This window comes from Kitasatospora purpeofusca (assembly GCF_034043715.1).
GTDB lineage: Bacteria > Actinomycetota > Actinomycetes > Streptomycetales > Streptomycetaceae > Kitasatospora > Kitasatospora purpeofusca_A.
This window is the reverse complement of record NZ_JAXCLC010000094.1, coordinates 15,268-27,906: the sequence shown is the minus strand read 5'-3', so window position 1 is coordinate 27,906 and position 12,639 is coordinate 15,268. Positions and strand designations below refer to the sequence as shown.

The following is a 12,639-nucleotide window of genomic DNA, read 5'->3' as shown; positions in this document are numbered from 1 at the left end:
CCGCGGTTGGTTGGGGGGGGGGGGGGGGGGGCCCCCCCCCCCCCCCCCGCGGCGGTTCAGCTCACCCGAAGGTCCAGCGCTGGTTGGTACTGCCGTTGGAGTCCCAGATCTGGACGGGCGTGCCGTTGGCGGTCCGGTTGCCGGGGGTCTCCAGCGCCCGGCCGCTGGCGACGTTGGTGAGGGTGTAGGAGCCGTCGCTGTTCGGGGCGGCCTTCCAGTGCTGGTTGGCGCCGCCGTTGGCGTCCCAGACCGTGACCTTCGTGCCGTTGCCGGTCCGGCCCTGCGGTTCGTCCAGCACCCGGCCGCTGGCGAGGTTGGTCAGCGTGTAGGAGCCGTCGGCGTTCCGGTCGGCCCGCCAGCGCTGGTTGGCGGCGCCGCCGGCGTCCCACACCTGGAGCGGGGTGCCGTTGCCGTTCTGTCCGGCGGGCTCGTCGAGGACCCGTCCGGCTGCCACGCCGGAGAGCGTGTAGGCGGTGCCCGAGGTGATACCTCCGGCCGGCGTGCCGCCGCCGGCCCCGCCCAGGGTGGTGAGCACGGCGTTGTAGGCGGGCTTCCTGTTGCCGTTGTTGTCGAACAGCAGCGGGTTCTCACCGGTGCGCCAGGAGTCGCTGTCGCGGATGCCCCACACCGTGATGCCGGTGCAGCGTGCGATGTCGAGGCAGGTCCTGACGGCGCTGGCGTAGGCGGTGGCGGAGGCCTGGGCGATGTCGAGTTCGGTGATCTGGACGTCCACGCCGAGTGCGGCGAAGTTGGACAGCGTGGTCCGGAAGGTGGCCGGCGGGCCGCCGGGGCCGAAGTGGCTCTGGAAGCCGACGCAGTCGATGGGCACGCCGCGGGCCTTGAAGTCCTTGACCATGCTGTAGACGCCCTGGGTCTTGGCGTCGGTCCAGTTCTCGATCTTGTAGTCGTTGTAGCAGAGTTCGGCCGAGGGGTCGGCGGTGCGGGCGGTGCGGAAGGCCTCCTCGATGAAGCCGTTGCCCAGCACGCTCTGGAACACCGAGTCGCGGTGCTGGGTGCTCCCGTCGGCGAAGGCCTCGTTGACCACGTCCCAGGCGTAGATCCTGCCCTTGTAGTGGTTCATCTCGGTGGTGATGTGGTTGTTCATCACCGCGCGCAGGGTGCCGGCGTCGCCGACGGACTTGACCCAGTCGGGCAGTTGGGAGTGCCAGACCAGGGTGTGGCCGCGCGTTTTCTGGCCGTGCGCGGAGGCGTGGTTGACGATCGAGTCGGCGGGGGCGAAGTCGAACGACCCGCGGGAGGGCTCGACGGTAGCCCACTTCATCTCGTTCTCCGGGGTGACCGCGTTGAATTCCCGGTCGAGAATGCCGGCGTACGTGGGGTCACCGAGCTTGCTCGCGGGCACTGCGGTGCCGAAGTAGCGGCCACTGCCGGCCGCTGCCGCACCCAGTGCGGTCGCCCCGGCGGCCTGGGCCGCGGGGCTCGCGGTGGCGGCGGTGACCGAGCTGACGACCACGCACGCGGCCGAGGTCAGGAGTTTGCGGAGACGGGGGTTCTGCTTGAGCCATGGCATGACGGATCGTTCTCCTTGGGGGTGGGGGATGCCGCGTACCACTGGGGAACCGGCGTCTCGTCCTGACGCCGGTGCGAGCGCGCACTCGGCCGAACCCTTCCTCGCCCGGCAGGGCGGGTGGTGTGCGTCCGGGATCCGGTTCCTGGTCCCGCCCAGGGCCCTGGTCCGGCCCAGGGCCCGGGGTGTCGGTCGACGTGCGGCTCACCGTGCCTGCCCGGGGTCCGGCCGAAGGGGGATCGGCCTGGCAGTCGGAGGCGTTCTGTGAGCGCTAACAAATTGCTGTGCGCATCCACCTGCCCGGGGTGGTCGGATCGGTTTCCGGCAGGCGATGTGCGTCGTCGGTACCGCCGTGCCCGCCGCCGGCCGGTGAAGGAGCCCCGGGGCCGAGGTCGTTCGGACGTCTCGACGGCGAAAGTGTTGACCTGAGCCCGACAAGCTGTCAACGGTTTCGACGGAAACGCCGAAAGTATCGGACCCGCCTCCGTCCGTCGGGGCGCGGTCACGGTCGAGGGTGTTCCGTCGCTCCGGCCCCGCGCGGCCGTGACCGCCCTTTCGTGACGGCTCAACGGGCCTGGGGTTTCAGGGACATGACGGGACTTCGGGTCGCCGTCGGCGGGCTGGTCAAGATTGGGTAACGAGCCGCAGGGGCCTTGCCGGGGCCAATTGTTAGCGTTAACAATCGTGCCGAGCGAAACGGCGCCGACACCTCGCGTTCACCTGGCCGGTGCCGTTCGCGCGATCGATGATCCCGAGAGGAAGTCCCACCATGTCCAAGAGAGCTGCGGCGGCCCTGGTCGCCGGTGCGATGGTCACCGTCCTCACCGCGTGCGGGTCCGGCGGCGGTGGGGACTCGACCGGCAAGGGGGCCGGCCACAAGCTCGTCGTGGGCTTCTCGCAGGTGGGAGCGGAGAGCGGCTGGCGCACCGCGAACACCAAGTCGGTCCAGGAGTCCGCGAAGAAGGCGGGCATCGAGTTGAAGTTCTCCGACGCGCAGCAGAAGCAGGAGAACCAGATCAAGGCGATCCGCTCGTTCATCCAGCAGAAGGTCGATGTGATCGCCTTCTCGCCGGTGGTGGAGTCGGGTTGGGACACCGTGCTGAAGGAGGCGAAGGACGCCAGGATCCCGGTGATCCTGACCGACCGGGCGGTGGACTCCAAGGACGACTCGCTCTATGTCTCCTTCCTCGGCTCGGACTTCGTCGAGGAGGGCAGGAAGGCCGGCGAGTGGCTGGTGAAGGAGTACCAGGGCAGGTCCGAGGAGGTGAACATCGTCGAGCTGCAGGGCACCACGGGTTCGGCGCCCGCCAACGACCGCAAGGCGGGCTTCGGCGACGTGATCAAGGCGGACGCGAAGTTCAAGGTGTCGGCCTCGCAGACCGGTGACTTCACCCGGGCGAAGGGCAAGGAGGTCATGCAGGCGTTCCTCAAGGCCCAGCCGAAGATCGACGTGCTCTACGCGCACAACGACGACATGGCGCTGGGTGCGATCCAGGCGATCGAGGAGGCCGGCCGGAAGCCGGGCACCGACATCAGGATCATCTCGGTGGACGGGGTCAAGGACGCCTTCACCGCGATGAGCCAGGGCAAGATCAACGTCGATGTGGAGTGCAACCCGCTCCTCGGCGACCAGCTGATGGACCTGGTCAAGAAGGTCAAGGCCGGCGAGCAGGTGCCGAAGCGGATCAAGACCGAGGAGGGTGTCTTCACCCAGGACCAGGCCGCCGCCGCACTGCCGACCCGCCAGTACTGAACGGACCGGCCCGCCCGGGGCGCCGAACCCCGGGCGGGCCGGTCCGCACGAGGAGAGGAGAACCGGCGTGCGTCAGCAACCGGTCCTGGAAGTGCGGGGGATCCGCAAGGAGTTCCCCGGGGTGGTGGCGCTGGACGGGGTGGACTTCCGGCTCTTCCCCGGCGAGGTGCACGCCCTGATGGGGGAGAACGGCGCCGGCAAGTCCACGCTGATCAAGGTGCTGACCGGGGTGCACCCGGCGGACGGCGGCGAGGTGGTGCTGGCCGGGCAGCGGGTGCGGGTCACCGGTCCGCTCCAGGCCCGGCAGGCGGGCATCAGCACCGTCTACCAGGAGGTGAACCTCTGCCCGAACCTGTCGGTGGCGGAGAACATCTTCATCGGCCGGGAGCCGCGCCGCCTCGGACTGATCGACTGGCCCCGGATGCGCCGCCGGGCCGCCGAGCTGGTCCGCACACTGGAGCTGGACATCGATGTCGAGGCGCCGCTGGACAGCTACTCCATCGCCGTCCAGCAGTTGGTCGCCATCGTCCGCGCGGTGGACGTGTCGGCCAAGGTGCTGATCCTGGACGAGCCGACCTCCAGCCTGGACCGCGACGAGGTCGGCCAACTCTTCGCCGTGATCAGGCGGTTGCGCGACCAAGGGGTCGCCGTCCTGTTCGTCTCGCACTTCCTCGACCAGATCTACGAGATCTGCGACCGGATGACCGTGCTGCGCAACGGCCGGCTCGAGGGCGAGTACCTGACCGGTGAGCTCGACCAGGTCGGGCTGATCTCCCGGATGATCGGCTCCGAACTCGCCGGACTCGACCGGCTGGCCGGCGGCAAGCGGCGCGAGCGCTCCGCCCCGGCCACCGACCGGGCCTTCCTCCAGGCCGAGGGCCTGGCCCGGCGGGGCGCCGTCGAACCGTACGACCTCGCCCTTCGCCCCGGTGAAGTGGTGGGCCTGGCGGGCCTGTTGGGCTCCGGCCGGACCGAGGCCGCCCGGCTGCTGTTCGGCGCCGACCGCAGCGACCGCGGCACCGTGCGGATCGACGGCGCCGAGACCGACCTGCGCGGCCCGCGCGACGCGATCGCCCACGGCATCGCGTTCTGCTCGGAGAACCGCAAGACCGAGGGCCTGATCGGCGAGTTGACCGTCCGGGAGAACGTCCTACTGGCGCTGCAGGCCGCCCGCGGCTGGCTCCGCCCGTTGTCGCGCACCACCCAGGACGAGCTGACGCTGCGCTGGATCCGCGCCCTGGACATCCGGCCCGGCGACCCGGAGGCGCTGGTCCGCAACCTCAGCGGCGGCAACCAGCAGAAGGTGCTGCTGGCCCGCTGGCTGATCACCGACCCCAGGCTGCTGATCCTGGACGAGCCCACCCGCGGCATCGACATCGGTGCCAAGGCCGAGATCCAGAAACTCGTCGCGGACCTCGCCGAGAAGGGCATGGCGGTGCTGTTCATCTCCGCCGAACTGGAGGAGGTGCTGCGGCTCAGCCACCGCGTCGGCGTGCTGCGCGACCGCCGGATGGTCGCCCAACTGCGCAACGACGGCGAGCTCACCCCGGAGCGCGTCCTGGCCACCATCGCGAGCGGAGCGGAACAATGACCACGGCGCCGACCACCCCGGGATTCAGGGCGGTGACCAGGTACCGGCTGTTCTGGCCGGCCGCGGTGCTGGCCGTACTGCTGCTCGCCAACCTCGCCTTCACCCCGGACTTCTTCGCCCTCCACCTCAAGGGCGGTCACCTGTACGGCAGCACGATCGACATCCTGCACTTCGGCGCTCCGCTGATCCTGGTGTCGCTCGGCATGACCCTGGTGATCGCCACCGGCGGGATCGACCTCTCGGTGGGCTCCACCGTCGCCATCGCCGGCGCGCTGGCCTGCCTGCACATCAGCGAGGCCGCCGACCCGGCGAGTGCCGGCACGGTGCTCGGCGCGATCGGCATCGCACTCGGCACGGCGGCACTCCTGGGTCTCGCGAACGGCGTACTGGTGGCCCGGGCCGGGGTACAGCCGATCGTCGCCACCCTGATCCTGATGGTCGCCGGACGCGGCGTCGCCCAGCTGATCACCGACGGCCAGATCATCACGGTCACCAGCGAGCCGTACAAGCTGATCGGCGGCGGCTACTGGCTGGCGATGCCGTTCGCGATCCTGCTCAGCGCACTGGTGGCGCTGCTCACCGCGCTGCTCACCCGCTCCACCGCGCTCGGCCTGCTGCTGGAGTCGGTCGGCGGCAACCCGGTGGCCGGCCGGCTGGTCGGCATCCGGGCGACGCGCCTGGTCGCCCTGGTGTACGTGTTCAGCGCGCTGTGCGCGGCGGTCGCCGGACTGATGGTGTCCTCCAACGTCTCGGCGGCGGACGGCAACAACGCCGGCCTGTGGATCGAACTCGACGCCGTCCTCGCGGTCGTCATCGGCGGGACCTCGCTCAACGGCGGCCGGTTCTCGATCGGCGGCACCGTCCTCGGCGCGCTGATCATCCAGACCCTCTCCACCACCGTCTACACCATCGGCATCCCGCCGGAGACCACGCTGGTCTTCAAGGCCTTCGTGGTCATCACGGTCTGCCTGGTCCAGTCGCCGAACTTCCGCGCCGAGCTCGCCCGGCGCGGCGCCGGGCGCCGGAGCGCCGTCCGGCCGAGTCCTGCCACCACCACCAACCGGGAGGTCGGCGCGTGAACGCCAACGCCCTGCTGACCCGGGCCCGCGGTCAGCTGCCGCTGCTGGTCACCTCCGTCCTGCTGGCGTCGATGTTCACCGTCGGCTCGGTGCGGTACGACGGGTTCCTCTCCGGGCAGGTGCTGCTCAACCTGCTGATCGACAACGCCTTCCTGCTCGTGGTCGCGGTCGGGATGACCTTCGTCGTGCTGACCGGCGGCATCGACCTGTCGGTCGGCGCGGTGGTGGCGCTCTCCACCATGGTCTCCGCCTGGCTGGTGGAGCGGCACGGCTGGCCGCCGCTGGTGGTCGTTCCGCTGGTGCTGCTGATGGGCGCGGCCGGCGGCTGGGTGATGGGGTGGGTGATCCACACCTTCGAGATCCAGCCGTTCATCGTGACGCTGGCGGGCATGTTCCTGGCCCGGGGGCTCTGCTACACGATCAGCATCGAGTCGATCTCCATCACGGACCCGTCGTACACCGCGATGGCGCAGACCCGGATCCCGCTGGGCGACCTGTTCGTCTCGCCGAGCGTGCTGATCGCGCTGCTGGTGCTGGCGGCCGGGTTCGTCGTGCTGCACCACACCCGGCTCGGGCGGAACGTGTACGCGCTCGGCGGCAGCGAGCAGTCCGCTCTGCTGATGGGCCTGCCGGTGGGACGGACCAAGGCCACCGTCTACGCGATCAGCGGCTTCTGCTCGGCGCTCGGCGGTGTGCTGCTCACCTTCTACATGCTCTCCGGCTACGGCCTGCACGCGGTCGGCCTGGAACTGGACGCGATCGCCGCCGTGGTGATCGGGGGCACCCTGCTCACCGGCGGCTCCGGTTACCTGCTCGGCACCCTGCTGGGCGTCCTGGTGCTGGGACTGATCCAGACCGTCATCAGCTTCCAGGGCACCCTCAGCTCATGGTGGACCAGGATCGTGATCGGCGGACTGCTGTTCGTCTTCATCGTCCTGCAGCGCCTGATCACCGTCCGCCGGCGATAGGACGCCACGCCACGCCACGCCGGCCCGGCCCGGCCCGGCTTGCCCGGGTCGGGTCGGGTCGGGCTGCGGCACGACTGGCCGGTTCAGCGGGCGCCGAGGAGGTGTTCGAGGGCGAGCTGGTCCAACTGCTCGAAGGCCATGCCCCGGCGGGCGGCGGCGTCGACGTCGAACTCCTCGAAGGCGGAGCGGTCCGCCAGCAGCCCGGTCAGGCCGTCCTCGGCCGTGGGCACGGCGAGTTCGGGCAGCCGGGAGGCGGCGAGCGCGGCCCGCACCTCGGGGTCGGCCCGGAAGGCGCGGGAACGCTCCGCCAGCAGCAGGTAGTTGCGCATGCAGCCGGCCGCGGAGGCCCAGACACCGTCGAAGTCCTCGGTGCGCGGCGGCTTGAAGTCGAAGTGCCGGGGGCCGTCGTAGCCGGCCGACTCCAGCAGGTCGACCAGCCAGAAGGCCTGCCGCAGGTCTCCCGCGCCGAAGCGCAGGTCCTGGTCGTACTTGATGCCGGACTGGCCGTTGAGGTCGATGTGGAACAGCTTGCCGTGCCACAGGGCCTGGGCGATGCCGTGCGGGAAGTTCAGGCCGGCCATCTGCTCGTGGCCGACCTCCGGGTTGACGCCGACCCGCTCGGGCCGCTCCAGCGCGTTGATGAACGCCAGCGCGTGGCCGACGGTGGGCAGCAGGATGTCGCCGCGCGGCTCGTTGGGCTTGGGCTCGATCGCGAAGCGCAGGTCGTAGCCCTGCCGCTCGACGTACTCGCCCAGCAGGTCGAAGGCCTCCTTCAACCGGTCGAGCGCCGTGCGCACCTCCTTGGCCGCACCGGACTCGGCGCCCTCGCGACCGCCCCAGGCGACGTAGACGGAGGCGCCGAGCTCGGCGGCCAGGTCGATGTTGCGGATCGTCTTGCGCAGCGCGTAGCGGCGCACGTCGCGGTCGTTGGCGGTGAAGGCGCCGTCCTTGAAGACCGGGTGGGTGAAGAGGTTGGTGGTCGCCATCGGGACCTTGAGCCCGGCGGCGTCCATCGCGGCGCGGAAGCGCTTGACGGCCTGCTCGCGTCCGGCGTCGCTCGCGCCGAACGGGATCAGGTCGTCATCGTGGAAGGTGACGCCGTAGGCGCCGAGTCCGGCCAGCCGCTGCACGCTCTCGACCGGGTCGAGGGCGGGGCGGGTCGCGTCGCCGAAGGGGTCGCGCCCCTGCCAGCCGACGGTCCACAGGCCGAAGGTGAACTTGTGCGCGGGGGTGGGCGTGAGCGGGTCGCTGGACATGGAGCGGCTCCGGATCGATGCGGAGGGGTATTTGTCAGGGCTCTCAACAAATTAGTATGCCGGGACGCGAGAAGGAACCCCATCGGAGGAACGCATGGCTGAGCAGCGTGTCGTGATCGGCGTCGACAGCTCGACGCAGTCCACCAAGGCCCTCGCCGTCGACATCGACACCGGCGCCGTGGTGGGCCGGGGCCGCGCCCCGCACACCGTCAGCGCGGGCGGCGGTCGTGAGAGCGACCCGGAGCAGTGGTGGGCGGCCCTGGGGACGGCCGCGGCGCGGACGGGCCGGGCGGACCGCGCGGCCGCCGTCTCGGTCGCCGGCCAGCAGCACGGCCTGGTCACCCTCGACGCGTCCGGAGCGCCGGTCCGCCCCGCGCTGCTGTGGAACGACGTCCGATCCGCGCCCCAGGCAGCCGCGTTGCGGTCCTCGATCGGCGCCGCCGAGATCGCCCGCCGCACCGGCAGCGTCCCGACCGCCGCCTTCACCGCCGCCAAATGGGCCTGGCTGCGCGCCAACGAGCCCGCCGCCGCCGACCGGACCGCGGCCGTCCGGCTGCCCCACGACTTCCTGACCGAACGGCTGACCGGCCGGGCCGTCACCGACCGCGGCGACGCCTCGGGCACCGGCTGGTGGGGCCCGGACGGCTACGACGAGGACGTCCTCGACCGCATCGGCCTCGACCGGGCCCTGCTGCCCGAGGTCCTCGCGCCGGGCGCGCGGGCCGGCGCCGTCCGCGCCGGAACGCCGCTGCGCGAAGGCACGCCGGTGGCCACCGGCACCGGCGACAACATGGCCGCCGCACTCGGGCTCGGCCTGCTCCCCGGGCAGCCGGTGCTCAGCCTCGGCACCTCCGGAACCGTCTACACCGTCGGCCGCACCAGGCCCGCCGACCCGAGCGGCACCGTCGCGGGCTTCGCCGACGCCCTCGGCGGCTGGCTGCCCCTGGCCTGCACGCTCAACTGCACCCTCGCCGTCGACCGCTTCGCCGCCCTCCTCGGCCGCGGCCGCGAGGCGGTCGAGGGCGGCGGCACCGCGGTCGTGCTGCCCTACCTGGACGGCGAGCGCACCCCGGACCTTCCCGGTGCCTCCGGCCTGATCCACGGGCTGCGCCACGACACCACCCCCGGTCAGCTGCTCCAGGCCGCCTACGACGGCGCCGCGCACGCCCTGCTCGCCGCCCTGGACGAGGTGCTGCGCGCGGGTGGTGCGGGCGGCGCGGGCGGTGCGGGCGGTGCGGGCGGCGCGGGTGACGAGCCGCTGCTGCTGATCGGCGGCGGCGCCCGTGGCCGTGCCTGGCAGCGCACCGTCCTGCGGCTCTCCGGACGGGCCGTCCGGGTGCCCGACGCGCGCGAGGCGGTCGCGCTCGGCGCCGCCGCGCAGGCCGCCGCACTGCTCACCGGGGAGCCCGCCGACGCCGTGGCGCGCCGCTGGCGGACCGCCGACGGTCCGGTGCTGGAGCCCGTGGCCCGGGACGTGGAGGCCCTCGAACGGATCGGCGATACCCTGCGTCGGGCCGGCGCCTTGCAGGGAGCCCCGGCCGAGGAGCGGTAGGGGAGAGGGCTGCGCGTGACGGTGGTCGGCAGGGCGAAGGGCGGCCCGGGGAGCGGGCCCGCCTCGCAGCAGGACATGCGACGGCGGAACCTCTCGGTGGTCCTCGGCGCGGTCGCCGGGCACGGCCCGCTCTCCCGCCCCCGCTCCCGTGCGCTGTCCCGCGCGGACGTCGCCGGACGCGTCGGCCTGACCAGGGCGGCCGTCTCCTCGCTGGTCGACGAGCTGATCGGACGGGGCGCGCTGGTCGAGGGGGAGACCGCGTCCGAGGGACGGGTCGGCCGCCCGGGACGCGCGCTGACGGTGAGCGACGAGGGCCCGGCGGGCCTCGGCCTGGACATCGGCGTCACCCACCTCGGCGCCTGCGTCGTGGACCTGCGGGGCGAACCCCGGGTGTGGCGCCGGGTGGAACGGGCCAACGCGGACCGGCCGGCCGGGCAGGTGCTGGCGGAGGCCGCCGCGCTGGCCGCCGACGCGGAGGCGGAGGCCGCCGCCCTCGGGCTGCGCGTCGACGGCCGGGTCCTGGCCGTGCCCGGGGTGGTGCCGAACGAACCGGGTGGACGGATCGAGCGCGCGCCCAACCTCGGCTGGCACGCCGTCAGGATCGCCGACCACTGGCCCGACCCGGACACGGTGCCCGAGCCGGAGAACGAGGCCAACCTCGGCGCCCTGGCCGAGTACTGGAACGCCGAGCAGGCCGTGGAGACCTTCGTGCACGTCTCCGCCGGAGCCGGGATCGGCGCCGCCCTGGTCATCGACGGGCAGTTGTTCCGGGGAGCCCGCGGCTTCGCCGGCGAACTCGGCCACCTCCCCGTCCACCCCGAGGGCGTCCGGTGCGCCTGCGGTGCGCGCGGCTGCCTGGAGCAGTACGCCGGCCAGGTGGCCGTGCTGCGCGAGGCCGGTCTCGCGCAGCACGGCCGCGTCCGGGCCGCCGACCCGGTCGCCCTGCTGGCCGAACGGGCGGGAGCCGGTCACCTGCCCACCCTGCGCGCCCTGGAGGACGCGGGGCGCGCCCTGGGCCTGGCCCTCACGTCGGCCGTGGCGCTCATCGACCCGGACGGCCTCGTCCTCGGCGGCACCTACGCCGAACTCGCCGAGTGGTTGCTGCCCTCGGTACGGGCCGAACTGGCCGACCGGGTCACCGTCCGGCCCTGGACCCCGGAGGCGCTGCGCCCCTCCGCCCTGGGCCGACGCGGACCCGTGCTGGGCGCGGCGCAGAGGACGATCCGCCGGATCATGGCGGATCCCACCCTGCTTCCCGCGGGGTGATCCGGGGCCGGTCCTGCCGCTCGGACTCCGACGGCCCCGGCAGGGCTCCCCGCCGACCGCGCCCGCTCTGGCGGTACGGGGCCGAGTGAGTAATATGAGCACCCCTCATATTTGCTCTCGGGAGGCCGCCTTGCCGGACCGTCTCGACCTGCCGGCGGACTTCCGCTGGGGTGTCGCCACCGCCGCCTACCAGATCGAGGGGGCGGTGGACGAGGACGGCCGCGGCCCGTCCGTCTGGGACACCTTCGCCGCCCGGCCCGGAGCCGTCCGGGACGGCCACACGGGCGCGGTGGCCTGCGACCACTACCACCGGTACCCCGAGGACATCGCCCTGATGAAGGGCCTCGGGCTGGACGGCTACCGCTTCTCCCTCGCCTGGCCCCGGATCCAGCCCACCGGCGCCGGCCGGGTCAACCCCGCCGGGCTCGCCTTCTACGACCGCCTCGTCGACGACCTCCTCGCCGCCGGCCTCACCCCACTGCCCACCCTCTTCCACTGGGACCTCCCGCAGGGCCTGGAGACTCCGTCGGCCGGCGGCTCCGCCGAGGGCGGCGGCTGGCTCGACCGCGACACCGCGTACCGCTTCGCCGACTACACCGCCCTCGTCGCCGACCGCCTCGGCGACCGCGTCCCCACCTGGATCACCCTCAACGAGCCCTTCGTGCACATGGTCTACGGCTACGCCCTCGGCACGCACGCGCCCGGCCGCACCCTGATGCTGGACGCCCTCCCGGTCGCCCACCACCAACTCCTCGCCCACGGCCTGGCAGCCGCGCTCCTCCAGGAGCGCGGCCTCGAGGTGATGATCGCCAACAACCTCACACCCGTCCGGGCCGCCTCCTCCTCCGAGGCCGACCTCGCCGCCGCCGACGCCTACGACACCCTCCACAACCGCCTCTTCACCGACCCGCTCCTCCTCGGCCGCTACCCCGACCTCACCGCCTTCGGTACCGGCCCCGACCTCCACGGCGCCGTCCGCCCCGGCGACCTCGACCTCATCGCCGCCGCCCCCCTCTCCGGACTCGGCGTCAACTACTACAACCCCACCCGCGTCGCCGCCCCCACGGAACCCGGCCTCCCCTTCGCCTTCGCCGAGATCCCCGACGCCCCCCGCACCGCCTTCGGCTGGCCGATCGTCCCCGACGGCCTGCGCGAACTCCTCGTGGGCCTCCGCGACCGCTACGGCACGGCCCTCCCGCCCGTCACCATCACCGAGAACGGCTGCTCCACCACCGAGGGCCTCGACGACCCGGTCCGGATCTCCTACCTCGCCACCCACCTCGACGCCCTCGCCGCCGCCGTCGCCCAGGGCGTCGACGTCCGCGGCTACTTCACCTGGTCACTGCTAGACAACTTCGAATGGGCGGAGGGGCTGTTCAGCCAGCGCTTCGGCCTGGTCCACGTCGACTTCGAGACGCAGCGGCGGACGCCGCGGGCCTCCTACGCGTGGTACCGCGATCTGATCGCCGCTCACCGGACCCGGAGGCTCCAGCGGTCGAGGCCCCGGCCGGGCACGGCACCCGGAGTGTGACATCGGTCACGCCGCCGCCGCCCGGCGGCGGCCAACTGGCGCAGACAGTAGCCGAATCCGCAGGTCACGGGCACAGTCCGTAGCCCCGGACGGATCGGAGGCGGGCGGATGATCT

The 12,639-nt window shown here is 72.6% G+C and carries 9 protein-coding genes; 7 read left to right on the top strand and 2 right to left on the bottom strand.

Annotation, left to right across the window (positions count from 1 at the left end):
* Nucleotides 1-61 precede the first annotated feature (61 nt).
* Complete coding sequence (locus SM793_RS32940) at nt 62-1,531, bottom strand: endo-1,4-beta-xylanase (RefSeq protein ID WP_320442002.1); 1,470 nt, start codon at nt 1,529-1,531, stop codon at nt 62-64.
* A gap of 766 nt (nt 1,532-2,297) precedes the next feature.
* On the opposite strand from SM793_RS32940, the gene SM793_RS32935 reads away from it, so the two are divergent.
* The 4 genes from SM793_RS32935 to yjfF all read left to right on the top strand — a co-directional run bounded on the left by SM793_RS32935 (nt 2,298) and on the right by yjfF (nt 6,919).
* Complete coding sequence (locus tag SM793_RS32935) at nt 2,298-3,281, top strand: ABC transporter substrate-binding protein (RefSeq protein ID WP_320442001.1); 984 nt, start codon at nt 2,298-2,300, stop codon at nt 3,279-3,281.
* A gap of 67 nt (nt 3,282-3,348) precedes the next feature.
* Nucleotides 3,349-4,872 (top strand): sugar ABC transporter ATP-binding protein, encoded by a 1,524-nt coding sequence (locus SM793_RS32930; protein WP_320442000.1) that lies wholly within the window; start codon nt 3,349-3,351, stop codon nt 4,870-4,872.
* Nucleotides 4,869-5,951 (top strand): ABC transporter permease, encoded by a 1,083-nt coding sequence (locus SM793_RS32925; RefSeq protein WP_320441999.1) that lies wholly within the window; start codon nt 4,869-4,871, stop codon nt 5,949-5,951. Before SM793_RS32930 ends, SM793_RS32925 begins: the two co-directional genes overlap by 4 nt.
* Nucleotides 5,948-6,919 (top strand): galactofuranose ABC transporter, permease protein YjfF, encoded by a 972-nt coding sequence (yjfF, locus tag SM793_RS32920; RefSeq protein WP_320441998.1) that lies wholly within the window; start codon nt 5,948-5,950, stop codon nt 6,917-6,919. The genes SM793_RS32925 and yjfF overlap by 4 nt, the downstream gene beginning before the upstream one ends.
* A gap of 83 nt (nt 6,920-7,002) precedes the next feature.
* On the opposite strand, the gene xylA is transcribed toward yjfF, so the two are convergent.
* Nucleotides 7,003-8,175, bottom strand: coding sequence for a xylose isomerase (gene xylA, locus SM793_RS32915; RefSeq protein ID WP_320441997.1), 1,173 nt, complete (start codon nt 8,173-8,175; stop codon nt 7,003-7,005).
* Between the two features lie 94 nt (nt 8,176-8,269).
* On the opposite strand from xylA, the gene xylB reads away from it, so the two are divergent.
* The 3 genes from xylB to SM793_RS32900 all read left to right on the top strand — a co-directional run bounded on the left by xylB (nt 8,270) and on the right by SM793_RS32900 (nt 12,524).
* Complete coding sequence (xylB, locus tag SM793_RS32910; protein WP_320441996.1) at nt 8,270-9,727, top strand: xylulokinase; 1,458 nt, start codon at nt 8,270-8,272, stop codon at nt 9,725-9,727.
* A 75-nt stretch (nt 9,728-9,802) separates the two neighbouring features.
* On the top strand, nt 9,803-10,993 hold the full coding sequence (locus tag SM793_RS32905) for an ROK family protein (RefSeq protein ID WP_320442004.1): 1,191 nt from the start codon (nt 9,803-9,805) through the stop codon (nt 10,991-10,993).
* A 94-nt stretch (nt 10,994-11,087) separates the two neighbouring features.
* Nucleotides 11,088-12,524, top strand: a complete 1,437-nt coding sequence (locus SM793_RS32900) for a GH1 family beta-glucosidase (protein WP_413816090.1) — start codon at nt 11,088-11,090, stop codon at nt 12,522-12,524.
* Nucleotides 12,525-12,639: the final 115 nt, after the last annotated feature.